Annotated in this window: 20 protein-coding genes; 5 read left to right on the forward strand and 15 right to left on the reverse strand. The window is 68.7% G+C overall.

What is annotated here, in order from left to right; genetic code table 11:
- Complete coding sequence (locus Q344_RS0105500; RefSeq protein ID WP_028285804.1) at positions 1-1,233, reverse strand: CaiB/BaiF CoA transferase family protein; 1,233 nt, start codon at positions 1,231-1,233, stop codon at positions 1-3.
- Positions 1,234-1,313: 80 nt separating this feature from the next.
- Complete coding sequence (locus tag Q344_RS0105505) at positions 1,314-3,137, reverse strand: ABC-F family ATP-binding cassette domain-containing protein (protein WP_028285805.1); 1,824 nt, start codon at positions 3,135-3,137, stop codon at positions 1,314-1,316.
- Positions 3,138-3,385: 248 nt separating this feature from the next.
- On the opposite strand from Q344_RS0105505, the gene Q344_RS0105510 reads away from it, so the two are divergent.
- A complete protein-coding gene (locus Q344_RS0105510; RefSeq protein ID WP_036538361.1) occupies positions 3,386-3,925 on the forward strand; it encodes a CHAP domain-containing protein in 540 nt (179 codons plus the stop codon).
- A 33-nt stretch (positions 3,926-3,958) separates the two neighbouring features.
- Here the strand turns inward: Q344_RS0105510 and Q344_RS0105515 are convergent, their stop codons facing one another.
- The 3 genes from Q344_RS0105515 to Q344_RS0105525 form a co-directional block, all read right to left on the reverse strand.
- Positions 3,959-5,317 carry a cytochrome P450 gene (locus Q344_RS0105515; RefSeq protein WP_036538781.1) on the reverse strand — a complete coding sequence of 453 codons (1,359 nt, stop codon included), beginning with the start codon at positions 5,315-5,317 and terminating at the stop codon, positions 3,959-3,961.
- Positions 5,318-5,435: 118 nt separating this feature from the next.
- On the reverse strand, positions 5,436-6,686 hold the full coding sequence (locus tag Q344_RS0105520) for a hypothetical protein (RefSeq protein WP_229669136.1): 1,251 nt from the start codon (positions 6,684-6,686) through the stop codon (positions 5,436-5,438).
- Between the two features lie 37 nt (positions 6,687-6,723).
- Positions 6,724-7,473 carry a cytochrome c biogenesis CcdA family protein gene (locus tag Q344_RS0105525; RefSeq protein ID WP_028285809.1) on the reverse strand — a complete coding sequence of 250 codons (750 nt, stop codon included), beginning with the start codon at positions 7,471-7,473 and terminating at the stop codon, positions 6,724-6,726.
- Positions 7,474-7,625: 152 nt separating this feature from the next.
- Here Q344_RS0105525 and Q344_RS0105530 point away from each other — a divergent pair, with 152 nt between their 5' ends.
- A complete protein-coding gene (locus Q344_RS0105530) occupies positions 7,626-7,847 on the forward strand; it encodes a sulfurtransferase TusA family protein (RefSeq protein ID WP_028285810.1) in 222 nt (73 codons plus the stop codon).
- Positions 7,848-7,907: 60 nt separating this feature from the next.
- Here the strand turns inward: Q344_RS0105530 and Q344_RS0105535 are convergent, their stop codons facing one another.
- The 7 genes from Q344_RS0105535 to argC all read right to left on the reverse strand — a co-directional run bounded on the left by Q344_RS0105535 (position 7,908) and on the right by argC (position 18,138).
- Complete coding sequence (locus Q344_RS0105535) at positions 7,908-10,574, reverse strand: Rne/Rng family ribonuclease (RefSeq protein ID WP_028285811.1); 2,667 nt, start codon at positions 10,572-10,574, stop codon at positions 7,908-7,910.
- 510 nt (positions 10,575-11,084) lie between these two features.
- On the reverse strand, positions 11,085-12,419 hold the full coding sequence (locus Q344_RS0105540; protein WP_028285812.1) for a sigma-54-dependent transcriptional regulator: 1,335 nt from the start codon (positions 12,417-12,419) through the stop codon (positions 11,085-11,087).
- A gap of 19 nt (positions 12,420-12,438) precedes the next feature.
- Entirely contained in the window at positions 12,439-14,196 is a 1,758-nt protein-coding gene (locus Q344_RS0105545) for a sensor histidine kinase (RefSeq protein WP_028285813.1), read from the reverse strand.
- Positions 14,197-14,324: 128 nt separating this feature from the next.
- Positions 14,325-15,128 (reverse strand): glycosyltransferase, encoded by an 804-nt coding sequence (locus Q344_RS0105550; protein ID WP_084178306.1) that lies wholly within the window; start codon positions 15,126-15,128, stop codon positions 14,325-14,327.
- Between the two features lie 66 nt (positions 15,129-15,194).
- Positions 15,195-15,863: a phosphoribosylformylglycinamidine synthase subunit PurQ gene (gene purQ / locus Q344_RS0105555; protein WP_028285815.1), complete on the reverse strand. Its 669-nt coding sequence runs from the start codon at positions 15,861-15,863 to the stop codon at positions 15,195-15,197.
- Positions 15,864-15,879: 16 nt separating this feature from the next.
- Positions 15,880-16,917: a zinc-binding dehydrogenase gene (locus tag Q344_RS0105560; protein ID WP_028285816.1), complete on the reverse strand. Its 1,038-nt coding sequence runs from the start codon at positions 16,915-16,917 to the stop codon at positions 15,880-15,882.
- 300 nt (positions 16,918-17,217) lie between these two features.
- Positions 17,218-18,138, reverse strand: a complete 921-nt coding sequence (gene argC / locus Q344_RS0105565; protein WP_028285817.1) for an N-acetyl-gamma-glutamyl-phosphate reductase — start codon at positions 18,136-18,138, stop codon at positions 17,218-17,220.
- A 149-nt stretch (positions 18,139-18,287) separates the two neighbouring features.
- Between argC and Q344_RS0105570 the strand changes: the two genes are divergently transcribed.
- Positions 18,288-18,914, forward strand: coding sequence for a YitT family protein (locus Q344_RS0105570; RefSeq protein ID WP_051630298.1), 627 nt, complete (start codon positions 18,288-18,290; stop codon positions 18,912-18,914).
- Positions 18,915-18,980: 66 nt separating this feature from the next.
- On the opposite strand, the gene Q344_RS0105575 is transcribed toward Q344_RS0105570, so the two are convergent.
- Complete coding sequence (locus Q344_RS0105575) at positions 18,981-19,853, reverse strand: NAD(P)-dependent oxidoreductase (RefSeq protein ID WP_028285819.1); 873 nt, start codon at positions 19,851-19,853, stop codon at positions 18,981-18,983.
- Positions 19,854-19,939: 86 nt separating this feature from the next.
- On the opposite strand from Q344_RS0105575, the gene Q344_RS0105580 reads away from it, so the two are divergent.
- Complete coding sequence (locus Q344_RS0105580) at positions 19,940-22,408, forward strand: penicillin acylase family protein (RefSeq protein ID WP_028285820.1); 2,469 nt, start codon at positions 19,940-19,942, stop codon at positions 22,406-22,408.
- Positions 22,409-22,466: 58 nt separating this feature from the next.
- Positions 22,467-23,414 (forward strand): aldo/keto reductase, encoded by a 948-nt coding sequence (locus Q344_RS0105585; protein WP_028285821.1) that lies wholly within the window; start codon positions 22,467-22,469, stop codon positions 23,412-23,414.
- Between the two features lie 33 nt (positions 23,415-23,447).
- On the opposite strand, the gene hflX is transcribed toward Q344_RS0105585, so the two are convergent.
- Positions 23,448-24,722, reverse strand: coding sequence for a GTPase HflX (gene hflX / locus Q344_RS0105590; protein ID WP_028285822.1), 1,275 nt, complete (start codon positions 24,720-24,722; stop codon positions 23,448-23,450).
- The gene (hfq, locus tag Q344_RS0105595; protein ID WP_028285823.1) at positions 24,719-24,958 is read right to left on the reverse strand and encodes an RNA chaperone Hfq; all 240 of its coding nucleotides are present in this window, start codon (positions 24,956-24,958) and stop codon (positions 24,719-24,721) included. The genes hflX and hfq overlap by 4 nt, the downstream gene beginning before the upstream one ends.
- Between the last annotated feature and the right edge of the window lie 12 nt (positions 24,959-24,970).

Raw genomic sequence — 24,970 nt, forward strand, 5'->3', positions numbered from 1 at the left:
CTACTCCGCCGCCACCGCGGGCTTGTGTTTCACGACCACGCCTTCGGCCTCGAGCCGGTCGATCTCGGCCTCGGAATAGCCGAGCTCGTCCGCTAGGACCGCGCGTGTGTGCGCCCCGAACGCCGGGGCCGCGTCGAACGGCAGCGTGTCCGCGCCGTGCAGCCGCAGGGGCGAGGCCGGCACCACGATCCGCCCGAACTCCGGGTGATCGATCCAGCCGAGCGCCCCGCGTGCGTGCATGTGAGGGTCGTTCGTCACTTCGATCAGGTCCCGCACGATGGCATGCGGGACCTTGGTCCGGCCGAAGATCTCCCTGATCTCGGCGCGGGTGTGCTGCGAGGTCCAGGCGGCGATGAAGGCGTCGGTCTCCTCCATGTTGGCCACCCGGACGGCGCGGTTCTCGAAGCGCGGATCCGTCGCCATCCCGGGCTGGCCCATGGCGGTGCAGAGGTTCACGAAATGCCCCTCGTTGGTGCAGATCACCGCGACATGGCCGTCCCTGGCCGGGTAGACGTTGTAGGGGCAGGACGCGAGCCCGCCATGCCGGTTCCCGGTGCGGGGCGGCGGCGCGTCGGTGTCGTAGATCATCCCGAGGTTAGAGGCGAGCGCGGGGTAGACGCATTCCTGCATCGCGACCTCGACCAGCTGGCCCTTGCCCGTCCGTTCCCGGTGGAACAGCGCGGTCATGATCCCGGCATAGAGATGCACGCCGCTCATGAAATCCACGACCGCGGGGCCGCATTTCACCGGCGGGCCGTCGGGAAAGCCCGTGACGCTCATCATCCCGCTGGCCGCCTGCACGGTGATGTCCATCGCCTGCCGGTTCATGTCCGGCCCCGAGATGCCGTAACCCGACCCCGAGCCGTAGATCAGCCGCGGGTTGATCTTCCGCATCGCCTCGTAGCCGATCCCGAGGCGGTCCATCACGCCCGGCGCGTAATTCTCGACCAGCACGTCCGCGTCAGCAACGAGGCGGCGGAGGATATCCTTGCCCTCCTCGCTCTTGAGGTTCAGCGTCATGTCGCGCTTGTTCTGGTTCAGCATCGCGAAGGGCACCGCGGACCCGCGCGAGACCTCCTGCCGCTGGCGGATCGGCTCGCCCGAGGGCGGCTCCACCTTGATGACGTCAGCGCCGGCCTTGGCCATCAGAAGCGTGCAATAGGGTCCCTGATAGACCTGCGTCAGGTCGATGACCCTGATACCGGCGAGCGGCAATCTCTCCGAATTCGACATGGTCGAAAGTCCTCCCGGGAGAAATATGCACCCCCGGTTTCGGAATGGCCACCACGAATTTGACCGATCGGCAGGTTAACTTACCCGCTGGCAGCTTCCGCCTTCTCCTCGAGGGTCAGCCACTCCTCCTCGGCCTCGGCCAGCGCGGCCTGACGCTCGGCCAGCGCCTCGGTGCCCTTGGCGAATTTCACCGGTTCGGCGGTGTAGAGATCGGGCAGGGCGAGGTAGGCCTCCAGCTTGGCGATCTCGGCGTTGAGCCGGTCGATCACCTTCGGAAGCTCCTTCAACCGGTGGCTTTCGGTGAAGGACAGGCCCGGCGCGGGCGTCGTGCCCTGCTTCACCTTCGGCGCGGAAGCCTTTGGTTTTTCGCCCTTCGTTACGCTCTCGGATTTTCCTTCGCCGCGCTGCGCCATGTAATCGGTCCAGCCGCCGGCATAGACGGTCGCCCGTCCGCCGCCTTCCATCGCGACGGTGGTCGCGGCCACACGGTCGATGAAATCCCGGTCGTGGCTGACCAGCAGGACGGTGCCGTCGTAATCGTCGAGGATCTCCTGCAGCAGGTCCAGCGTCTCGACGTCCAGATCGTTGGTCGGTTCGTCGAGCACCAGCAGGTTGCTCTCCTTCGCCATCAGCTTGGCGAGAAGCAGCCGGGCCTTCTCCCCGCCCGAAAGCGACTTCACCGCGGCACGTGCCTGCTGCTCGTCGAAGAGGAATTCCTTGAGATAGCCGACCACGTGTTTCGGCTGTCCGCGCACCATGACCTGATCCGCTTGCCCCGAAACGCGCATCTCCTTGTCGCCGACGAGGTTTTCCCAGAGCGTCTGCTCGGGCACCAGAGCGGCGCGGGACTGATCGAAGATCGCGGGCATCAGGTTGGTGCCCAGCTTCACCGTGCCGGCGTCGGGCGCCAGCTCTCCGGTCAGCATCTTGATCAGCGTCGTCTTGCCCACCCCGTTCGGCCCCACGAAGGCCACCCGGTCGCCGCGCGTCACGGTGATCGAGAAGTCGCGCACCACGTCCCGGCCCTCGAACGCCTTCGAAAGCCCCTCGGCCTCGATCACCTTCTTGCCGGACTTCGGCCCGCTGTCGAGCGCCATCGCCGCCGTCCCCTGCCGACGGATCTGCGCGGCGCGGTCCGACCGCATCTCCTGCAGACGCCGCACCCGGCCCTGGTTCCGCTTGCGCCGGGCCGAGATGCCTTCGACCGCCCATCTCGCCTCGGACTTGATCTTCCGGTCGAGCTTGTGGCGGGCGATGTCCTCCTCGTCCCAGATCTTGTCGCGCCAGGCCTCGAAACCCTCGAAACCCTCCTCGGCCCGCCGCACCGCACCCCGGTCGATCCAGAGCGTGGCCTTGGTCAGCGCCCGCAGGAACGCCCGGTCGTGCGAGATCAGCACGAAGGCCTTCCGCGTCCCCTTCAGCTCTTCCTCGAGCCAGGAGATCGCCTCGATATCCAGGTGGTTGGTCGGCTCGTCCAGCAGCATGAGCTCCGGCCCCTCGGCCCAGAGCTTCGCCAGCGCCGCACGCCGCCGCTCCCCCCCCGAGGCGGTCGCCACGGGGCGGTCCATGTCGAACTTCAGCCCTTCGGAGGCCATCTCGACGCGCCAGGCTTCGGACGCGTCCATTTCGGACAGGGCATATTCGCCCAGCGTCTCGAACCCCGACATGTCGGGCTCCTGCTGCATGTAGCCCACGGTGGTGCCGGGCGAGAGCACACGCTCGCCACCGTCGGCCTCGACCAGCCCCGCCATCACCTTCATCAGCGTGGACTTGCCCGAGCCGTTGCGCCCCACGAGCGCCACCCGGTCGCCCGGCTGGATGTTGAGAGAGAGCCCCTCGAAGACGGGGTCCCCGCCGAAGGTGAGCGATATGTCGGAAAGCTGAAGAAGCGGTGCACGTGCCATGGAGCGCAGCTAATCGCGCCCCGCGGCGCCGTCAACGTCAGACCGCGCGGCTGCCGCAGCACGGGGGACCGAAATCGTTCCATGCGATCCCGCCGATGCCCGCTCGACGGGCAGGGAATCGCCGATTGCGCCCGTAGCCCCCGCCCGCCTCACGCAAAAACCTTGTTTCGTTACCGAAATTTGATCATAGTTACCGCGATCCCGGAGCAACCGGGGCCCACGAAGAAACTTGTGACACCGAGGGACCTATGAGCAAGACACGCGCCAACCCCGCGTCGTTGAAGTTACCTTTTATCTGCGCCCTGCTCCTGCTGTCCGCCGCCTGCGCGCGGCCCAGCTACGAGACGGGAGGCCTCGATCAGGAACGCGTCACCCGCGCGGTCCAGATCGCGACCGAGCTCCGGGCCTCGGGCCAGAAGGTCTGGTGCGTGCCCTTCGCCCGCAACGCGAGCGGCATCGAGATCCGCGGCAATGCCGGAACGTGGTGGCACCAGGCCGATGACGAGGGCTATGCCCGCAGCCGCCAGCCGGACGTCGGCGCGGTGATGGCCTTCAGCGCGGGCCGCCAGCTGCCGATGGGTCATATCGCGGTGGTGTCGAAGGTGCTTTCGGAACGCGAGATCCTTGTCGATCATGCCAATTGGGCGCCCAGCCAGGTCTCGCTCGGCATGTATGTCCGCGACGTCTCGGAGCGGAACGACTGGACGAAGGTGCGGCTCGAAAGCCAGCCGAACGCGCTCGGCAGCGTCTACACGGTCGACGGGTTCATCCGCAAACGCGCCGGCTGACCCCCCTTCCGAAGACAGGGCTCACTGCAGGGCTCAGGCGGCGTTGCGGCGTTCGAGCCTGAGCCAGATCCCCGCCTTCGACCGCACGGTGAGATGCGCGACCGGCACCGGGACGCGCTCCGCCACCGGCAGGACGCGGAACTCCCGCAGGATCATCGACAGGATCAGCGGCCCCTCCACCATCGCGAACCCCGCCCCGGTGCAGACCCGCGGGCCCGCCGAGAACGGGATGTAGGCGTCCCGCAGGCAGGCCCTGCCGTTCTCGGTCGCGAACCGGGCCGGGTCGAAGGCGTCGGGCCGTTCCCAGATCCGTTCGTGGCGGTGCAGGTGCCACGGGCTCAGCACCACCTGGCTGCCCCTTGCGACGGCCCGGTCGCGGAACCGCTCCGGGCAGGCCGCCTCGCGCACCATCATCGGCACCGGCGGGTAGAGGCGCAGCGTCTCGCGGAAGACGTCGCGGCTGATCCGCAGGCGCGACATGACGGCAAAGCCCGCCTCCTCCTCCAGCGCGCTGGCCTCTTCGGCCACGCGCGCCTGCCAGTCGGGATAGAGCGCCATGAGGTAGAGCGACCAGGCCAGCGCCGAGGCGCTGGTTTCGTGCCCCGCGAGGAAGAAGATCGCCACCTGGTCGACCATTTCTGCGGTCGCGAAGGTCTCGCCCGTCACCGGGTCGGGCGTGGTCATGATCTTGGTGGCCAGGTCGTCCGGCGCGCTGCCCGCGGCGATCTCGGCGGCGCGCTCCGCCGTCAGCCGGGTGATGAGGTCGCGGATCCGGCGGGCCGCAAGCTTCGTCTCGCGCCGGAAGAACCGCGGCATCCAGCGCGGCAGCGGCACGAAGGCGGCCAGGTTCACCACCGGCTGGGTGCGCTGATAGGCACGGAACTCGTGGAACACCGCGCTCGCCAGCTCGTGCTCGATCGGGATCGAGAAGAGCGTGCGGAAGATCACGTCCGCCGCGACATGCGAGGTCTCCTCCTCGATCTCCAGCTCCGCACCCGTGCGCGCCGAGAGCCGCGCGACACAGGCCTCGGCGGCTGCGCGCATCGCCGGGAAGGTGTCCTTCAGCCGCCCGCCCTCGAAGGCCGGGTCGATGATCCGCCGCTGCCGCTTCCAGGTCTCGCCATTGGTGACGAAGACGGAACGGCCGAGCAGCGGGCGCAGCCCCTCGCTCACCCTCTCGCTCTTCGGGAAATCCTCGGGGCGTTCCCTCAGCACGGTCTTCACAAGCTCCGGCTGGTTCACGAGGTAGGAGCGGAAGAACGGCGTCCGGAACTCCGCCATCCACGCCCGGTAGAGCTTCGCCGGCTGCGCCGACAGCAGGTCCGCGCGGAAGAGCTTCACGTAGCGCCGCAGCGACACCTTCTCGGGCCGCGCCGGGGGTTTGGGGGGCAAGGGCGTCACCACGGCCCTGCTTTCCTCTGGTCCATGTATCCTCGGGGGGCGGCGGGCCAACGGCCCGGCGGGGGGCAGACAGCCCCCCTTCCCGGCCGGCCACGCGGCGCAGCGCGCCTCATGCGACGCTCCGGTATTTCGACACCGCCGCCTCGATCCGCGATCTGGATGGCATCCGTCCGGCGAAGCGCGCGCCCAGCGTCAGCGGCCCGGCGGTGATCCGGAAGTAATCGTAATCCCGCACCCGGTCGAAGGCGCAGAGATACTGGAAATGCAGCCGGAAGAAGCGCCAGCGCAGGGCCTTCCAGCGCTCCGGGCTGAGCGTCTGGGTGAAGGCGGCCGAGATCACCAGCGGCCAGCGCTTGTCCTCGGGCGCCACGCCCGAGACCGCGACCGGATCGCAGAGCGCGAAGGCGCAGCCGTCCCCCGGGGCGGTGACGTCGATCCAGGTCAGCTCGTTGCGCTGCGAGAGATAGCGCAGGTCCCTGCGCAGCCGCTCGGCCCGCGGCAGGAACGAGACCATCGGCACCACCTGCCCGAGCGACAGGAAGGAGAGCGCCGGCCCGCCCGCCGGCACCCGGCCCGTGCGGATCAGGTCCGACAGGATCGACACCGCGAGATGGGCGCCCGAGGAATGCCCGACCACCAGCACCTCGTCGCTCTCTTGCGCGAGCGCCCCGGCAACCGCCTCGGCGAAGGCGGCGATCCGGGTCTCGAGCGCGGGCGGGTTCGCCCCGCGCGAGCGCGCCGAAAAGGCGTAATCATGCATCAGGTAATAGGCGAAGAACCGGCCGTCCCGGGCCTTGAACCAGCGCAGCACGGCGATCGCGACGGCGACGCCCAGCCCCGCGGCCGCCCAGGGACCCGCGGCCCCTGCCCCCGCGGCCCCGAGGCCCCGCATTGCCAGCAGGCCCAGCCCCCAGCCGAGCGCAACCGCGAGCGCCAGCTGCGCCAGCAGGAATCCCACCGGGTAGAGCGCCGCGATCACCGGACCCTTCCGCAACCGCATCAGCCGCCAGAGCGCGCCGGTGCCGATATAGGTCCAGGCGGTGCGGATCAGGCCCAGGTAGGTCGCCGGGATCGAATGGCCCATGCTGTCGCGGACGATGTCCGACCAGACCAGCACCTCGACATCCGTCTCGATCTCGGCGCCGTCCATGCGGGCGGTGACGTGCCAGCCGAAGCGCTCTGTCCCCCGGCCCGGCGACAGCGCGATCTCGTAACCCGAGATCGCGGCCTGGGCGGCGGATTCGGTGCGGTAGAGCTCGCGGTAGCGGCGTGGCGGGATCGGGTCGTAGCCCGGGATGTAGAACACCCGGCGGCGCGAGACCGCACGGGCCTCCGGGGCTGCTCCCGCCTCGATGTCCACGCCTGATACCCCTCGTTTTGCCGCGGAGTGTACGGCCTCAGCCGAGCGTGGCAAGCCCCGGGAAGGTCTCGAGCAGCCAGTAGGAGAAGGCCGAGAAGCCGCCCGTGAGCATCAGGAGGCCGATGGTCCAGAGCAGCAGGCCCATGATCCGCTCGATCACGCCCATGTGCCGTTTCATCCAGGCCATGAGCCCGGTCAGACGCGGCAGGAAGGCCGCGACCAGCAGGAAGGGCACGCCCAGCCCGATCGCGTAGACCGCCAGCAGCGCCATCCCGCGCGAGACGCTGGCCTCGGAGGCTGCGAGCGACAGGATCGCGCCGAGCTGCGGGCCGATGCAGGGGGTCCAGCCGAAGGCGAAGGCGAGCCCCAGCACATAGGCGCCAAGCGCCGAGCCGCCCCGGTCGCCCGCGTCGAGCCGCGCCTCGCGGTCGAGGACGCCGATCCGCAGGATGCCGAGGAAATGCAGCCCGAAGACCATCACCAACAGGCCCGCGACGGTGTTGAACCACCCCTGGTAGGCCAGGAACACCCGCCCGAAGGCCGAGGCCGCGAAGCCGAGCAGCAGGAAGACGGTCGACAGCCCCAGCACGAAGAAGGCCGCGGGCAGAAGCGCTCGGCTGCGCTGGCCTGTCCGGCCCATGTCGTTCAGCGATACGCCGGACATGTAGGCGAGGTACGGCGGCACGATGGGCAGCACGCAGGGGCTGAGGAACGAGATCAGCCCCGCCATCAGCGCCACGATCATCGCGGGCAGCAGCGCCGCGTCGAGGATGTCGATTCCAAACATGAAACCGCCTTAGCGCAGCCTTGGCCGCCGGTCACGCGCCCCGTTGTCACAACCCCGTGGCCCCGGTCCCGGGCGGTGCGGAGGACAGGCGCGCGCGGACCGCGGGCCCCCGGCGACTGGACAAGCGGCCCGCGGCGCGCCAAGAGACCGGCATGGACGACATTCTCGACGCGACCGGCCTGCTCTGCCCCCTGCCCGTGCTGAAGGCGCGCAAGGCGCTGCTGGCCCTGCCGCCCGGCGCCCTGCTCCGGATCCGGACGTCCGATCCGGTCGCGGTCATCGACATCCCGCATTTCTGTGCCGAGGCCGGGCACGTTCTGCTCTCGGCCACCGACGAGGGCCGGACGCACCTCTTCGAGATCCGCCGCGGCTGAACGGAAAACGCCGCGCCCCTTTCGGAGCGCGGCGCATCTTGTGCCGTCCGGTGGCGAGGCTCAGCGGCCCAGCGACCACCAGCCGCGGCGTTTCGGCTTCGCCGCCTCTTCGCTCTCGGCGCTCGAGCTGTCGCCCACGGGTTCCGGGACCCTTTCCTCGGCCTTTTCAGGCTCGGGCGCGGCCTCCGGTGCAGGCTCGGGCGTGGTCTCCGGCTCGCGCTCGGGCTCCGCCGCCGTCTCCGGCGCGGGCTCGGGCGTCGCCTCCGGCTCGGGAGCCGCCTCCGGCTCCGGTGCGGGTTCTGCCTCGGCAACCGGCTCGGGCGCGGGTTCCGGCTTCGGCTCGGGTGCGGCCTCCGCGACGGCTTCCGGGCTCACTTCGGGGGCGGCATCCGGGCTGTCGGCGAGCGCGGCGTCCACCGGGGCCTCGGCCGGGGTTTCCGCCTCGGGCTTCTTCTTGGCGCGCGACCGGGTGCGGGTGCGCTTCGGCTTCGGCGCGGGTTCGGCCTCAGCCTCGGGCGCCGCGGTTTCGTCCACGGCGCTGTCTTCGGCAGCCGCGGGCGCGTCGGCCTTCACGGCCTCGCCCGACGCGTCCTCGTCATCCGAGCCGGACTCGTCCGAACCGCCCTCGGCACCGTTTTCGCCCTGGCCGCCCTTCGACTTCCGCCGCCGGCGACGCCGACGCTTCTTCCGGGGCCGGCCGTCGTCGTCCTCGTCCGAGGGGCGCTCGGACGTGCGCGGTTCGGGGGCCGAGGTCTCTTCTTCCTCGTCCTCCTCGATCTCGACCTCGTCCTCGTAATCCTCCATCAGCGAGGCATCGGCCGAGATCACCGCGGGCGCGACTTCGCGCACGACACGGGTCGCGGTCTTGAACTTCTCCATCGAGAAATCGGGGCTCACCAGCGTCGGATCGCCCTCGATCCGGACCGAGAGGCCATACCGCGCCTCGATCCCCGCGATATGCTCGCGCTTCTGGTTGATCAGGTAGTTGGCGATGCCCACGGGGCATTTCACCAGCACCTCGCGGGAGCGGCCGCGGGTGCCCTCTTCCTCGATCTGGCGCAGGATCGACAGCGCCATGCTGTCGTCCGAGCGGATCAGGCCGGTGCCGTGGCAGGCGTGGCAGGGCTGCGTCGTCGCCTCGATCATGCCGGGACGCAGGCGCTGGCGCGACATCTCCAGCAGGCCGAAGCCCGAGATGCGGCCGACCTGGATGCGGGCGCGGTCGGTCTTGAGCTTGTCCTTCAGCTTCTTCTCGACGGCGGCATTGTTCTTGCGCTCGTCCATGTCGATGAAGTCGATGACGATCAGACCGGCAAGGTCGCGCAGACGCAGCTGGCGCGCGACCTCCTCGGCCGCCTCCAGGTTGGTCTTGGTCGCCGTCTCCTCGATCGAGCCTTCCTTGGTGGCCCGGCCGGAGTTCACGTCGATCGCCACCAGCGCCTCGGTCACGCCGATCACGATGTAACCGCCGGACTTGAGCTGCACGGTCGGGTTGAACATCCCGCCGAGATAGGTCTCGACCTGGTAGCGCGCGAAGAGCGGCATCTGGTCGACGTAATGTTTCACGTTCTTGGCGTGGGACGGCATGATCATCTTCATGAAGTCCTTGGCGTTGCGGTAGCCGCGTTCGCCTTCCACCAGAACCTCGTCGATCTCGCGCGAGTAGAGGTCGCGGATCGAGCGCTTGATGAGGTCGCCCTCCTCGTAGATCTTCGCGGGCGCGATCGACTTGAGCGTCAGCTCGCGGATCTGCTCCCACATGCGCTGGAGGTATTCGTAGTCGCGCTTGATCTCGGTCTTCGTCCGCTTGGCGCCGGCCGTGCGCACGATGAGGCCCGCGCCCTTCGGCACGTCGATCTCGGTCGCGATCTCCTTCAGCTTCTTGCGGTCGGCGGCGTTGGTGATCTTGCGCGAAATGCCACCACCGCGCGCGGTGTTCGGCATCAGCACGCAATAGCGGCCCGCGAGGCTGAGATAGGTGGTCAGAGCGGCGCCCTTGTTGCCGCGCTCTTCCTTGACGACCTGCACCAGCAGGATCTGGCGGACCTTGATGACCTCCTGGATCTTGTAGCGCCGCGGCCGGGGCTTGCGCGCGGGCCGGATGTCTTCCTGGTCGTCCTCGTCCGCGACGCTTTCGATCTCGTCGTCATGGGCCGCGGCGTCGCGCGCCCTGGGCTCATCGTCGTGATGATCGTGGTCGTCGTCGTGGTCGTGGTCGTCCTCGGCCGGTTCCTCGACCGGAGTTTCCTTCACCGTTTCCATCGGCGAGGCGCCTTCTTCGACCTCGTCGTCGAGGTCGATGGTCTCCATCCCCTCGATGTCGCCCATGTCGCGGGTGGCGACGGCATCGTCGCCCTCGGTCCGGGCGGGCGCGGCACCGCGGCGGCGGGAGGACCGTTTCTTGTCCTCCTGCTCCTCGCGCGCCTTCATCGCCTCGGCGTAGGCGCGCTCTTCCTCCATCAGCGCCTCACGGTCGGCGACGGGGATCTGGTAGTAATCGGGATGGATTTCCGAGAAGGCCAGGAAACCGTGCCGGTTCCCGCCGTAATCGATGAAGGCGGCCTGAAGCGACGGCTCGACCCGCGTGACTTTCGCGAGGTAGATGTTGCCGGCTAGCTGGCGCTTGTTCTCCGACTCGAAGTCGAATTCCTCGACCTTGTTTCCGTCGACCACCACGACGCGGGTTTCCTCCGCGTGGGTGGCGTCGATAAGCATTTTCTTTGCCATGTGTTCCATTTGCACGTCCGCAAGCGGCCCCGTCCCGGCGGTTGCGCCGGCGGGGCGAGGCATCTCGCATCGTGTCTGTCAGGGGCGATGGCAGCGGCAGGGCGACCCGGGGTTGTCAGACCCCGTGTTTCGCCTGTGACTATCTCTGCGCGCCTCATCGCGTTTCTTCTCCGGCGGCGGCCTCGTTCATCGGGCACGCCACCCGTTCGGTGCCCGCCTTGCCGCCTTTCGGCGGGTCCGGGCATTCATTGCGGCCCCTTGGGACCTGATCGGTCTGTCCCGCCCGCTCCGGCCCGATGGGGCCCCCGCGGGTGCGGTTCAGCGAAACTCTGCGTCACCTGGGTGACGTTGTGCCAGAATAGATGAAATCAACACTTAAGCACAATGCGTAATCTGCATTTCGGCCTGCGATGACGTGAAACAGCCGACAAAAGCTGAAAGCTTCGGCCAATCCCGACCTGTGGACGCGCTGACGGGCACCCCTGCCAGGGGCGCCCGTCTCGCTTTGGATCACAGGTAATCCTGACGCTGCAGCCCGTACTTCGCCATCTTCTCGTTGAGCGTCCGGCGCGGCAGGCAGAGCTCTTCCATGACGTTGGAGATCGAGCCCTTGTGCCGCCGCATCGTGTTGTCGATCAGCATCCGCTCGAAGGCTTCCACGTATTCCTTGAGCGGCTTGCCTTCGGTGGTGACCACGGGCTGCATCTCCTCGTGATCGCTCATCAGGAGCGAGGCGATGGTCCCGGAGCCGCGCCGCGACTGGAGCACCGCGCGTTCGGCCACGTTGATCAGCTGGCGCACGTTCCCGGGCCAGGGCGCCTGCAGAAGCTGGGCAGCCTCCTGGGCCGTCACCTTGGGCGCGTCGCAGCCGTATTCGTCGGCGAACTGCTCGGAAAGCTGCGTGAACATCGACAGGATGTCCTCGCCCCGCTGGCGCAGCGGCGGCACGGTGATGCGCAGCGCGGCCAGGCGGTAGAACAGGTCGGGGCGCAGCGCGTCCTCGCAGGTCTTGTTCGCCTCCTGCATGTTGCAGATGGCCACGATCCGGGTCTCGGACGGGGTGCCCTGCTCGTTGATGACGGACAGAAGCCGCGACTGGAGCGTCTCGGACAGCTTCTCGATGTCCTCGAGCACGAGGGTGCCGCCGCGGGCCTCCTCGATCGCGGGCAGCTGGCTGTCCTCGGGCTGCATCGGGCCGAAGAGCCGCTTTTCCAGCCGCGCCTCGTCCATCGCGCCGCAGGAGACCAGCACGAATTTCTTGCCGGCCCGCGCCCCGACGGCGTGCAGGGCATGGGCGACCAGCGTCTTGCCGGTCCCGGTCTCGCCGTCGATCAGCACATGGCCGTCCGCCTGGCCCAGATCGAGGATGTCCTCGCGCAGCCGCTCCATCGAGGGGGACGAGCCGATCAGCTTGTTCATCAGCTGCGAGCCGTCCGAGAGCTCGCGGCGGAGCTGGCGGTTGTCCATCGTCAGCCGGCGGGCGTTGGCGGCCTTCTTGGCCAGCTCGGTCATCCGGTCGGGGTTGAAGGGCTTCTCGAGGAAATCGAAGGCGCCGATGCGCATCGCTTCCACCGCCATCGGCACGTCGCCGTGACCGGTGATCATGATGACCGGCAGGGCCGAGTCGGTGCCCATGATCTTCTTCAGGAACTGCATCCCGTCCATGCCGGGCATCTTGATGTCCGAGATCACGATGCCGGGATAATCCGGGCCCAGGACCTTCAGCGCGTCCTCGGCACTGGCGAAGGCCTCGGTGTCGTAGCCGGACAGGGCCAGCCACTGGCTGATCGACTGACGCATGTCCTGCTCGTCGTCGACGATCGCGATCTTCATGCTTTTCTGCATGGGTGTACTCCGCTCAATCCTATTCCGCCGCTTCGATGTCTTCTGACAAGATAGGCAGCTGCATCTCGAAAACAGCCCCGCCCGCCGAAGCGTTCCGGGCCGTGAGGCGACCCCCGAGGTCGTTCACGATCCCCGAGGAGATGGCAAGACCCAGCCCGACGCCGTCGCCGGGCTGCTTGGTCGTGTAGAACGGCTCGAAGAGCGAGGTCAGATCCTCGATCCCGTGGCCGTTGTCGCGCACCGTCAGCGTCGCGGTCTCTCCGGCCGAGAGGAACACGTCGATCTGCGGCATCTCGACCGTCTGGGTGGCGTCGATGGCGTTGCGCATCAGGTTGATGATGACCTGCTCGATCCGCACCCGGTCGCCCATCACCATCACCGCCCGTTCGGGCACCGCGAGGTTGATCCGCACCTGCCGGCTCTTGAGCTGGGGCTCCATCATCGACAGGGCCGAATGCACTGCCGCGCCCATGTTCACCGGGGCCAGATCGGCCCCGCCCTTGCGCGCGTAGCTCTTGAGCTGCCGGGTGATCGCGCCCATCCGTTCGATCAGGTCGTCGATCCGCTGGAACGAGGACAGGGCCTCGTCCGGCCGGTTGCGGCGCAGAAGAAGCCCCGCCCCTGCGAGATACGTTTTCATGGCCGCAAGCGGCTGGTTCAACTCGTGGCTCACCGCGGCCGACATCTCCCCCAAGGCTGCCAGTTTCGACGATTGTGCCAGCGTCTGCTCGGCGACGGCGAGGTTCTCCTGCACACGCTCGCGTTCGGCGATTTCCCGCTGCAAGCGTTCGTTCAACACGCGGAGATCCGCCGACTCGCGCTGGAAGAACGCGCTGCGCAGCGCGTTCTTGCGGCTGAGCGCATAGAAGGCGAGCGCGAGAAGGATGGCGAAGGCCATGATTTCGGAGGCGATGACGCCGTTCACCCGCTCCCGCACCGAGGCATAGGTGGTGAAGCTCGTGATCTGCCAGCCGCGGAACGGGATCCGCTGCGACATCCGCATCACCGCCTCGCCGCGCAGGTAGGCATCGGCCGGCAGCGTCGTCCAGTCGGCCGTGGCCTGGATCGCGCGCTGGATGGCCGAGGCCGGAGGTTCGGCCGCCAGCGCCTCGGCCTCCTGCTTGCCGCGCCAGCGCGGCTCGGTCGCGAGGATGATGTTGCCGGTCGAATCCGTGACATGCACCGCGTCCGAGATGCCGGCCCAGGCCCGCTCGAACTTCTGCAGATCGACCTCGACGATGACGACGCCGACGGCGTTGCCCTGGCTTTCGACCTTGCGCGAATAGGTGAACCGGTAGCCGCCCGCCTCGCGCGGGAGCACCGAGAAGACGGTGCCGTTGGAGCGCAGGGCATCCACGAAATAAGGCGCCGTGTTGTGCTGTTCGCCGAGCCGGTTCCGGTCGGTGGCCGCCACCGTCCGTCCCTCCCGGTCCAGCAGCATCAGCGAGGCGGCCCCGATCTCGTCCACGAAGGAGATCAGCCGCTGCGTCGACTGGGTGTAATCCTGCGAGTTCAGCGCGCCGATCAGGGCCGGGTCGCGGCTGAGCAGCTGCGGCACGATGGAATTCCGCTGCAGCTCGCTCACGAGGTTGCCACCGTAGAGCGCAAGGCGCAGCTCCGCCCGGCTGCGCGTGTTCTGGGTGAAGCGGTCGGTGAGCATGCGGTTGGTCACGAGCACCACGCCGCAGGCGATGGCGGCGAAGATCAGGAGCGCAACCCGAGCCCGCCACGAGAGCGCCCTGCTGCCCGCCCGTCCACCTTCTTCCGTCAATGCCATCCGAAACCCGTCGTTTCCCGTGATACGCGAATTTACGCCGTGGCGGCGCCTCTCTCAAGCCATGGGGGCTATCAAATGCCGGTCAGCCCGCCCGCGGAGGCGGCGGCATCGGCGGATCTCCTCCGGCCTCAGAGAAACCGGAAGCGGCTCTGGCGCAGGAAGGGAAAGGCCGCGCCGTAGCGCGCCTGCGCCTGTCGCAAGCTCATGGTCTGGGACGGCAGCAGGTAGGCGAGCGCCGGGACATGGCCGCTCGAGGCGTTGGTGCCGTGGGTGGATTGCAGGAAGGCCGGGAACGAGGCGTCGACCAGTGTCGGGAAACGCTCGGTCACCGTGGAATGGTTGCCGCAATCATAAACCGTCTCGGGCGCCTCGGCACGGTTGATGTAGGACAGCCCCGCCGAGACGAAGGGATGGCGCCGGTCCCACGCCCGGACGCGGCCATAGAGCCGGCAGAGCCCGACCCCCGAGAGCAGCGTCAGGCAATGGCCGTCGTAGCGTTCCTGCAGATAGGGGGCGACGCGGTCCGTGAAATCGGTCGAGATCGCATCGTCGTCGTCCAGCCGGAAGGTCAGCTTCATCCCCTCGGCCGGCCGGAGGCGCGCGACGGCCTCGCGGATGGCGAGGTGGGAGAGGTTCGGCTCGGCCGGGACGACATGCAGATGCGGGACTGCCTCGGTCAGCGCGTGGAGCCTGTCGACATGCGCCTGCGGCATCGAGGCCGAGGTCAGCAGGATGCCGGTGAAGAGGTCGGGGTTCTGGGCCGCCAGCGACGGCAGGCAGATCGCCTCGAACAGCTCGAACCTTTGCGCCATCCGCTTCGGCGCGAACAGCATCTCGCGCCGCGCCTCGAGCGACTTGTTCAGGGTGATGGGAAAGTTGGCGTCGGTGCTCTGGAGGTAGGAGAACCGGACGACGCCGAGCACCCTAGACATCGGCGGGCCTCCGACACGCCCGTGCCGCGCGGCCGGTCGCCGCCTCCCTGCCGGTCACGCTCTCGCTCAAGCGGCGACCAGCGCGTCCATGAGGCCGGTGAACATCGCCCGGCCGTCGGTGCCGCCGTGGCCCTCGTCCGCGGCGCGCTCGGGATGGGGCATCATGCCCAGCACCCGGCGGTTCGCGCTGAGCACGCCCGCGATGTCCCCGGCGGAGCCGTTGGGGTTTTCCGAATATGTGAAGGCGATGCGGTCCTCGGCCTCGAGCTGCCTCAGCAGTTCGTCGTCCGCCCGGTAGTTGCCGTCGTGATGCGCAATCGGAATCGCCAGTTCGGTCCCCGCGTTCCAGCCCTGCGTGAAGACGCTGTCCGAGGTCCGGACGGTCAGCGGCACGGTGCGGCAGATGTACTTGAGGTTCGCGTTGCGCAGCAGCGCGCCCGGCAGCAGCCGCGTCTCGGTCAGGATCTGGAAGCCGTTGCAGACGCCGAGCGCGTAGCCGCCGCGCTCGACATGTTTCTTCAGCTCGGCGCAGATCGGCGAATTCGCCGCGATCGCCCCGCAGCGCAGGTAATCGCCGTAGGAGAAGCCGCCCGGCACGCCGACGATGTCGATGCCCTCGGGCAGCGCCGTGTCCTTGTGCCAGACCATGGAGACCTCGGCCCCCGCGTTCTCGAAGGCGACCTTGAGGTCGCGGTCGCAATTCGATCCGGGGAAGACGAGGACGGCGGCTTTCATGGGGCGGCTCCTGTGCCTAGCGCGTGAAGTCCGTGATGACCGCCACACCCGGGGGTGTCGGGCCGTTGAAGGCCGCGAGCTCCTTGCCGGTGTCGGACAGCGGAATCTCGCGGGCGATGAGCGGGCTCATATCCACCTTTCCCGACGTGATCAATCCGAGCAGCGACGGATAGCGCCACGCGGGCATCCCGCGGGTGCCGTAGAGCGCGATGTTGCCCTGATAGACGGCGGACATGTTCACGTTCATATGAGCGGTGTGTCCGACCGGCATGCCGACCTGCACGTGGCGGCCCAGCGGACGGAGGCACTCGATCGAGGCGTTCACCGTCTGCTCGATCCCGAGCGCCTCGACGCTGACATGGGCGCCGCCGCCGGTGATCTCCTTGATCTGCGCCGCGACGTCGCCGTCCTTCGCATTGACCGCGGCGTCGATGCCGAGGCCCTTCGCATGCTCGAGCTTCTCCTGCACCACGTCGACGACCACGACATGCGCCCCGAGCGCCCGGCCCAGGAGCGCCGCGGAGAGGCCGATGCCGCCGGTGCCGTGGACAGCCAGCCATTCGCCGCCCTGCAGGGCCGCCCGCCCCGTCAGCGCGTGCCACGAGGTCGTGACCCGGCAGCCGAGGCCCGCGGCGAGCGTGGGCGACATGCCCTCGGGCAGGCGTGCGAGGTTGTGGTCGCGCGGGACGGCCACGTATTCGGCGAAGGCGCCGGGCTGGATGAAGCCGGGCAGCTTCTGGTCGAGGCAGGTGTTCTGCGCGCCCATCTGGCATTGCGGGCAGGACCCGCAGGCGAGGATGAAGGGCGCGACCAGCACGTCGCCGACCTTCCACGTGGCCGAGGGCCCGGCCTCGACCACCTCGCCGCAATATTCGTGGCCCCCGATCTGGCCCGGCTTCACGCGGGGATGCTCGCCGGTCCAGCCGTGCCAGTCCGAGCGGCAGACGCCGCAGGCCAGCACCTTCAGGACGACGCCGTCCTCGGGGCATGCGGGATGGGCCACGTCCTCGATGGACAGGTCCTCGTTATAGGCACGCAGAACGGCGGCTCTCATGTGGGTACTCCTCCGATAGTTCGGGGACAGGGAGGCAGAGCGCGGCGCGGAATGCAAGCGGGATGAACAGAGGCGCGCTTCCCGAGGACGGAACAGGCCCGAAGGGCGCCGGACAAGCGCCGGCCGCTCCGTGTCGTGCGGAGCGCGGCCATGTCACGATGGATCGAGAGGCTCCCGGGCCGGCGGGCGCCATCCCACGGCCCGGCGCCGGCCCGGCCCGGGCCCATCGGCGAGGTCGAACGGCGCGAGCAACCCGCCCCGCAGGTGCAGGCCGGTCACACGCCCGGCCCGCACCGCCGATCATTCCAGCCCGGCGCCCTCGTCGGCCCCGAGCATCAGGTTCATGTTCTGCACCGCCGCGCCCGAGGCCCCCTTGCCGAGGTTGTCGAGCACCGCCATCAGCACCACGGCCCCGGTCTCCGGATTGCCATGGACCGACAGCTCCATCCGGTTCGTGCCGTTCAGCCGCTGCGGCATCACGCGCGGCTCGTTCTCCGAGGCCGCCACGACCGAGACGAAGCGCTCGCCCGCGTAGGCCGCGCGCAGCGCCGCCTCGGCCTTCGCCATGCCTTCGGCCCCGAGGCCCGGAAGATGGACCGCCACCGCCATGCCCTGGGCATACTGGCCGACCGACGGCACGAAGACCGGCGCCTTCGTCAGCAGGCCGTATTCGGTCATCTCCGGCAGGTGCTTGTGGCCCTGCGCCGCGCCATAGAGGAACGAGCCTGCGGCCTCGCCGCTCTCGAATTCGGCGATCATCGCCTTGCCACCGCCGGAATAGCCCGACACGCCCGAGATCGCGGGCCCCGAGGCCGGGTCGATCAGCCCTGCCCCGACCAGCGGCCGGACCAGCGCGATCGCGCAGGTCGACCAGCAGCCGGGGTTCGAGACATAGGCGGCCGAGGCCACCTTCTCGCGCTGGCCCTCGGCCATCTCGGGGAAGCCGAAGACCCATTCCGGGTTCACCCGGTGCGCGGTCGAGGCGTCGATCAGCCTTGCCTCGCCGGGCGCGAGCGCCGCCACCAGCTCCTTCGCCGCCGCATCCGGCAGGCAGAGGATCGAGACATCGGCCTCGCGCGCGGCATCGGCCCGGGCGGAGACCTCCTTGCGTCGGCTTTCATCGAGGCTCACGAGCGTGATGTCCGGACGGGCCTCGAGCCGCTCCCGAATCTGGAGACCGGTGGTCCCCACTTCGCCGTCGATGAAAACTTTCCAGGTCATTCCCTTGATCCTCGCTTGGTCAGCCGTGACAAACACCGATCCGTCCGGCGCGTCAACCTGCCCAAGCCGTGGGCAGCGCGCATCGGCGCCGCCGCGTCACCCGGTCTGCCCCCTTGCCGTGCCCGGCCGCCGCGCGGATGCTCCGGCCCATGCCAGCGCTCATGCCCATTCCCGAGGACCTCAAGGTCCCGCACACCGCGATCGAGGACGTCCAGGGACTCTCGATCGGTCTTCTCACCGCCTCGGTCGGCCTGACCTTCCTGACCCACCTCGGATTCCTCACCGGCCAGACGGCGGGGCTCGCGCTGATCATCTCCTACCTCAGCGGCTGGTCCTTCGGCATCGTCTTCACGCTGGTGAACCTGCCGTTCTATGCCTTCGCGTGGAAACGGCTGGGCGCGGAGTTCACGCTGAAATCCGTCTTCTGCGTGATCGCCCTGTCGCTGCTGGTCGACTGGATGCCCTCGGCCATGGCCTTCTCCTACCTCGATCCGCTGCTCGGAACGGCGATCTTCGGGGTGCTGACCGGGTTCGGGCTGCTCGGGGTGTTCCGGCACAAGGGCTCGCTCGGCGGGCTGGGCGTGATCGCGCTGATGATCCAGGACCGGACCGGGTTCCGGGCGGGATACGTGCAGCTGATCGTGGACGCCATGCTGTTTGCCGTGGCCTATGTCCTGTTCGACGGGCGGGTGGTGCTCTATTCGCTCTTCGGCGCGGTGATCCTGAACGGCGTGATCGCCTTCAACCACCGCCGGGACCGCTACATCGCGGATTGAGGCCATGTCGCGCGTGCGGCCGGCGGGCCCGAGCCCGCCCTGCCGCGAGGCGCGCGCGGATGCGCCCTAGCCCAGTTCGGTCAGCCGCTTGATCAGCGCAGAGGTGTCCCAGCGTCCGCCGCCCAGTTTCTGTACGTCCTTGTAGAACTGGTCGACAAGGGCGGTCACCGGCAGGCTCGCCCCGATCTCGTCCCCCGTGTCGAGGCAGATGCCGAGATCCTTGCGCATCCAGTCCACCGCGAAGCCGTGATCGAAGTCGTCCGCCAGCATGGTCTTGTAGCGGTTCTGCATCTGCCAGGACCCGGCGGCCCCCTGCGAGATCACCTCGACCACCTTCTCGCCGTCGAGCCCGGCCTTCTGCGCGAAATGCAGGGCCTCGGACAGCCCCTGCACCAGCCCCGCGATGGCGATCTGGTTGCACATCTTGGTCATCTGGCCCGCGCCGCTGTCGCCCAGGCGGCGGCAGATCTTGGCATAGGCGTCGATCACCGGGGCGGCCGCGTCGAAATCGGCCGCGTCGCCGCCGCACATCACCGAGAGCGCGCCGTTCTCGGCTCCCGCCTGCCCGCCCGAGATCGGCGCGTCGACATAGCCGAACCCGGCCTCCCTGGCGGCAGCGTAGAGCTCGGCCGTGACCCGGGCCGAAACGGTCGTGTGATCGACGAGAATCGCGCCCGGCTTCATCCCGGCGAAGGCGCCGTCCGCGCCGAGGCAGACGCTGCGCAGATCGTCGTCGTTGCCGACGCAGGTCATCACGAAATCGGCACCTTCCGCGGCCTCCCGCGGGGTCGGTCTCGCGGCGCCGCCGTGTTCCTTCGTCCAGGCCTCGGCCTTGGCGGCGGTGCGATTATAGACGGTTACGTCGTGGCCCGCGGCGGCCAGATGGCCCGCCATCGGATACCCCATGACGCCCAAACCTATGAATGCGACCTTTGCCATGACTTTTCCCCTCTTCCTTCATGTCCTAGAAGGCATGGCGGCCAGAGGCCGGAATGGCAAGGGTCGAGACGGACGAGGGGCACCGGATGGGAACGGTATTTCGCTGGCTGATGCGGATCGCGGGCGGCATGGTCTTGCTGATCGTGCTGGCGGTCGTGGGGGTCTATTACCTCGCCTCGCGCTCGCTGCCCGAATACGACAAGACGCGCGCGGTCGAGGGGCTCTCGGCCGGGGTCGAGATCGTCCGCGACAACGCGAACGTGCCGCATATCTTCGGCGAGACCGACGAGGACGTCTTCTTCGCGCTCGGCTATGCCCATGCCCAGGACCGGATGTGGCAGATGATCACCCTGCGCCGCACCGCGCAGGGGCGCCTGTCCGAGGTCTTCGGCCTGCGCACCGTCGGCATCGACAAGCTGATGCGGCGGCTCGACATCTACACGCTCGCCCGCCGGTCGGCAGAGGCGCAGGACGCGCAGACCACCGCCGCGCTCAAGGCCTATTCGGCCGGCGTGAACGCACGGCTGGCCGAGGTGAACGAGGGCGCGCTCGGGCGCGGGGCGCCCGAGATGTTCCTGTTCGAAAGCGCGGTCGCGCCCTGGCAGCCGGCGGATTCGCTTGCGGTGGTGAAGCTGATGGCGCTCCAGCTCTCGGGTCACCTGGGCACCGAGGTGGAGCGCGCGCGCGTCTCGCTCGCCCTGCCGGACGAGAATATGATCGAGGACATCCTGCCCGACACCCCCGGCAAGGGCATCGCCGCCCTGCCCGCCTATGCCGCGCTCTTCCCCGAGGCCGCGCTGAACTACGCCGCGGCCGCGCCCGAGCGTGACCCGCTGTCGCCCGTCATGCCGGTCGACCTCGCCGGCGCCTCCAACGCCTTCGCCGCGGCCGCGACCCGCTCCGCCTCGGGCGGCACGCTGCTGGCCAACGATCCGCACCTCGGGCTGTCCGCGCCCTCGATCTGGTATCTCGCCCGGCTCGAGCTTTCGACCGGCGGCGTCATCGGGGGCACGATCCCGGGGATGCCCGTCGTGCTCGTCGGGCGCAGCGCGAACCTCGGCTGGGGGCTGACCTCGTCCTACATGGACGATCAGGACGTGCATATCGAGCAGCTGAACCCCGACAACCCCGAGGAATACAAGACCGCCGACGGCTGGAAGACCTTCGAGACCCGGGATTCCATCGTCACCGTGAAGGACGAACGCTCCGTCACCCTGCGCCTGCGCTGGACCGACAACGGCCCGGTCCTGTCGGGCAGCGACTACAGGCTCGCCGACATCACGCCGCCGGGCCATGTCGCCTCGGTTTCCTGGACCGCGCTCTCGGACACGGACACCTCGCTTCAGGCGGGGCTCAAGCTGATGCGCGCGCCCGACCGGGCGGCGGCGGTGGCGGCGATGGAGGACTACGTCGCGCCATCGCAGAATCTGATGCTCGTGGATGCGGACGGCATCGCGATGAAGACCATCGGCGCGATGCCGCGCCGCGCGGCGGAGCACGAGACGCAGGGCCGGATGCCCTCGCGCGGGTGGATGCCGCAGAACCAGTGGCAGGGCATGCTGCCCTATTCCGCCAACCCCGAGTTCATCGACCCGACGGGCGGGCTGCTGGCGAACACCAACAACAAGCTGCTCGACCGCCCCTTCCCGCTGCATGTCTCCTTCGACTGGGGCGACACCCAGCGGATCCACCGCCTGCAACGGCTGATGAACACCCGGCAGGTGCACACCCGCGACAGCTTCATCGAGGCGCAGCTCGACACGGTGTCCTACACCGCCCGCTCGCTCCTGCCGCTGATCGGGGCGGACCTGTGGTTCACCGGAGAGGCAGCGCCCGAGGGCACGCCCGAACGGCTGCGCCAGCGGGCGCTGCAGCTGCTGGCCGAATGGAACGGCGAGATGAACGAGCACCTGCCCGAGCCGCTGATCTACGACGCCTGGCTGAGAGCGCTCCAGACGCGGCTGATCCAGGACGACCTCGGCCCGCTGACGCGCGATTTCCCGCATGTGGACCCGATCTTCATCGAACGCGTCTACCGCGACATCGACGGCGCGTCCGAATGGTGCGACATCCGACAGTCCGGCCCGATCGAGACCTGCACCGACATCGCGCGCATGGCACTCGACGACGCGCTGATCTGGATCTCGGAAACCTACGGCACCGCGCTGGAATCCCTCCGCTGGGGCGACGCGCACCAGGCGGCGCAGGACCATCAGGCGCTCGGCCAGGTGCCGATCCTGCGGTATTTCGTCAACATCCGCCAATCGACCAGCGGCGGGGACAACACGCTGATGCGGGGGGCCACGAAGGGCGGGCTCGGGGGGGATGCCTTCCTGAACGTGCACGCGGCGGGCTACCGCGGCGTCTACGATTTCGCCGATCCGGATTCGTCCGTGTTCATCATCTCGACCGGCCAGTCGGGCCATCCGCTCTCGCGCCATTACGACGATCTCGCCCAGCTCTGGCGGCGGGGCGAGTATATCCCGATGTCGCTCGATGCCGATCTGGCGCGGGCCGCGGCGGTCGGTGTCACGCATCTGGTCCCGAAACCCTGAGGCTTGGGTTTTCCGATCCAGGCGTTAGGGTCGGCGCGAAACCAGAAAGGGTGCGCGCATGACCACGAAACGCCTGGGCCGGACCGGCCTCTCGATCTCGCCCGTCGTCTTCGGCTGCAACGTCTTCGGCTGGACCGTGGACGAGGCCGCCTCCCACGACCTGCTCGACCGGATGGTCGAGCGCGGGATCACCACGCTCGACACCGCGGATGTCTATTCCCGCTGGGTGCCCGGCCACACGGGCGGCGAGAGCGAGACGATCATCGGCTCATGGCTCGCGAAGGACCCCGCACGGCGCGAGAAGGTGCAGATCATCACCAAGGTCGGCGCGCCGATGCCCGATGCGGGCGAAGGGCTCTCCGCGGCATGGATCGCCGAAGAGGTCGAGAACTCGCTGCGGCGGCTCCGGACCGACCGGATCGACCTCTATTTCTCGCACCGGCCCGATCCGAAGACCCCGCACGAAGAGACGCTGGGCGCCTATGCGAAGCTCATGGAGGCCGGGAAGGTCGGGGCCATCGGCGCGTCCAACTTCGACGCGGCGCTGATGGAGGCGGCCGAGAAGGCGGCCTCGGGCGGTCTGCCCGCCTACGGCGCGCAGCAGCCGGAATACAACCTCTACAACCGCGACAGCTTCGAGGGGCCGCTGGCGGAATTCTGCATCACGCACGACGTGGGCGTGATCCCCTATTTCTCGCTGGCCGCCGGGTTCCTGACCGGCAAGTACCGCGACGAGAGCGACCTGAAGGGTCCGCGCGGGGAGCGCAGCATCGCGAAATACATGGATGACAGGGGCCGCGCGATCCTGGCCGCGATGGATGAGGTCGCGGAGGAGACCGGCGCCGCCCATGCCGAGATCGCGCTGGCATGGATGATGCGGAAGCCGGGGATCACCGCGCCGATCGCCTCGGCCACCTCGGAAAGGCAGCTCGACAGTCTGGTGAACGCGATGGCGCTCGACCTGTCGGAGGCGCAGATGGCCAGGCTGGACGCTGCCGGACGCTGAGCGCGGCGGGCGGGGTCGCCCCCGCCCCACGCCTCACAACCGCCGGAACCGCGCTTCCTGCACCGGGGTCCAGAGCACGCGGAGGTGCTGGCCGGTCTCGGTCTGCGCCTCCTCCTGCACCACGTTCTGCTCGTAGAGCCACGCCCGCTTGCGCCCGTCGGCGAAGCCCAGGTCGAGCTCGGCCTCGAAGCGCATGCCGGAGAGGCGGTCGGTGATCAGCGCCAGAAGCCGGTCCAGCCCCTCCCCCGTGACGGCCGAGATCGCGAGCGTGTCCTCCTCGCGCTCGGCGCGGCCTTCGAGCACGGCGCGTTTCTCGGGGTCCACCAGGTCGATCTTGTTCCAGATCTCCAGCACCGGGACCTCTTCGTCCAGACCGAGGTCCTGGAGGATGTCGTTGACGTCCTGCGCCTGTTCCTCGGTCTCGGGGTGCGCGATGTCGCGGACGTGGAGGACCAGATCGGCCTCCAGCACCTCTTCGAGCGTCGCGCGGAAGGCGGCGACGAGCTGTGTCGGCAGGTCCGAGATGAAGCCCACCGTGTCCGACAGGATGATCTCGGGCCCCTCCTCGAGCTCCACCCGCCGCATCGTCGGGTCGAGCGTCGCGAAGAGCATGTCCTTGGCCAGCACCGAGGCACCCGTCAGCCGGTTGAAGAGCGTCGATTTCCCCGCGTTGGTATAGCCCACGAGCGCGACGATCGGGAACGGAACCTTGGCGCGCGCCGCGCGGTGCAGCTCGCGCGTCTTCACGACCCGTTCGAGCTGCCGGCGCAGGCGCACGAGCTGTTCGTCGATGGCGCGGCGGTCGGCCTCGATCTGGGTCTCGCCGGGGCCGCCGACGAAGCCGAGCCCGCCCCGCTGGCGTTCGAGGTGGGTCCAGGCGCGTACCAGCCGGGTCCGCTGGTAGGACAGCGCCGCCATCTCGACCTGCAGCACGCCTTCACGGGTGCGGGCGCGGTCCGAGAAGATCTCGAGGATCACCCCGGTCCGGTCGAGCAGCTTCACGCCCCACTTCTTTTCAAGGTTGCGCTGCTGGACCGGCGTGACGGGACCATCGACGAGGACCAGCTCGACCTCGGCGGCATCGAGGCGCGCCTTCACCTCCTCGATCTTGCCGGAGCCGAGCAGCGTTGCGGGAACGGGTTTGGCAAGGCGCACGATCTCCGAACCCACGACCTCGAGACCGGGCAGCGCGACGGCGAGCGATTCCGCTTCCGCCAGCGCGTATTCGGCCGCGTGACGCCGCTCTTCACGGGTCAGGTCGGGGTGGATGATCCAGGCGCGGGTGCTGGCCTGATCCTCGGAGCTCAAGACTCGCCTTCGCCCTCGTAGAGGCTGATCGGCTGCGACGGCATGATGGTCGAGATCGCATGCTTGTAGACAAGCTGCGACTGGCCATCGCGGCGCAGCAGAACGCAGAAGTTATCGAACCAGGTTATGACGCCTTGCAGCTTGACGCCGTTGATCAGGAAAATCGTAACCGGAACCTTGGTCTTGCGAACATGATTCAGGAACGCGTCCTGAAGATTCTGTCGGTCTGATGCCATAGGGTGAAATGC

Origin of the sequence: Pseudooceanicola nanhaiensis DSM 18065, from assembly GCF_000688295.1 — a bacterium.
In the GTDB taxonomy this organism is placed as follows: Bacteria; Pseudomonadota; Alphaproteobacteria; order Rhodobacterales; family Rhodobacteraceae; genus Pseudooceanicola; species Pseudooceanicola nanhaiensis.

What these genes read in the sequence shown, in the direction of transcription:
- Q344_RS0105500 (WP_028285804.1), bottom strand. Translation starts at nt 1,233, where the DNA reads ATGTCGAATTCGGAGAGATTGCCGCTCGCCGGTATCAGGGTCATCGAC.
- Q344_RS0105505 (WP_028285805.1), bottom strand. Translation starts at nt 3,137, where the DNA reads ATGGCACGTGCACCGCTTCTTCAGCTTTCCGACATATCGCTCACCTTC.
- Q344_RS0105510 (WP_036538361.1), top strand. Translation starts at nt 3,386, where the DNA reads ATGAGCAAGACACGCGCCAACCCCGCGTCGTTGAAGTTACCTTTTATC.
- Q344_RS0105525 (WP_028285809.1), bottom strand. Translation starts at nt 7,473, where the DNA reads ATGTTTGGAATCGACATCCTCGACGCGGCGCTGCTGCCCGCGATGATC.
- Q344_RS0105530 (WP_028285810.1), top strand. Translation starts at nt 7,626, where the DNA reads ATGGACGACATTCTCGACGCGACCGGCCTGCTCTGCCCCCTGCCCGTG.
- Q344_RS0105535 (WP_028285811.1), bottom strand. Translation starts at nt 10,574, where the DNA reads ATGGCAAAGAAAATGCTTATCGACGCCACCCACGCGGAGGAAACCCGC.
- Q344_RS0105540 (WP_028285812.1), bottom strand. Translation starts at nt 12,419, where the DNA reads ATGCAGAAAAGCATGAAGATCGCGATCGTCGACGACGAGCAGGACATG.
- Q344_RS0105545 (WP_028285813.1), bottom strand. Translation starts at nt 14,196, where the DNA reads ATGGCATTGACGGAAGAAGGTGGACGGGCGGGCAGCAGGGCGCTCTCG.
- Q344_RS0105550 (WP_084178306.1), bottom strand. Translation starts at nt 15,128, where the DNA reads ATGTCTAGGGTGCTCGGCGTCGTCCGGTTCTCCTACCTCCAGAGCACC.
- purQ (WP_028285815.1), bottom strand. Translation starts at nt 15,863, where the DNA reads ATGAAAGCCGCCGTCCTCGTCTTCCCCGGATCGAATTGCGACCGCGAC.
- Q344_RS0105560 (WP_028285816.1), bottom strand. Translation starts at nt 16,917, where the DNA reads ATGAGAGCCGCCGTTCTGCGTGCCTATAACGAGGACCTGTCCATCGAG.
- argC (WP_028285817.1), bottom strand. Translation starts at nt 18,138, where the DNA reads ATGACCTGGAAAGTTTTCATCGACGGCGAAGTGGGGACCACCGGTCTC.
- Q344_RS0105570 (WP_051630298.1), top strand. Translation starts at nt 18,288, where the DNA reads ATGCCAGCGCTCATGCCCATTCCCGAGGACCTCAAGGTCCCGCACACC.
- Q344_RS0105575 (WP_028285819.1), bottom strand. Translation starts at nt 19,853, where the DNA reads ATGGCAAAGGTCGCATTCATAGGTTTGGGCGTCATGGGGTATCCGATG.
- Q344_RS0105580 (WP_028285820.1), top strand. Translation starts at nt 19,940, where the DNA reads ATGGGAACGGTATTTCGCTGGCTGATGCGGATCGCGGGCGGCATGGTC.
- Q344_RS0105585 (WP_028285821.1), top strand. Translation starts at nt 22,467, where the DNA reads ATGACCACGAAACGCCTGGGCCGGACCGGCCTCTCGATCTCGCCCGTC.
- hfq (WP_028285823.1), bottom strand. Translation starts at nt 24,958, where the DNA reads ATGGCATCAGACCGACAGAATCTTCAGGACGCGTTCCTGAATCATGTT.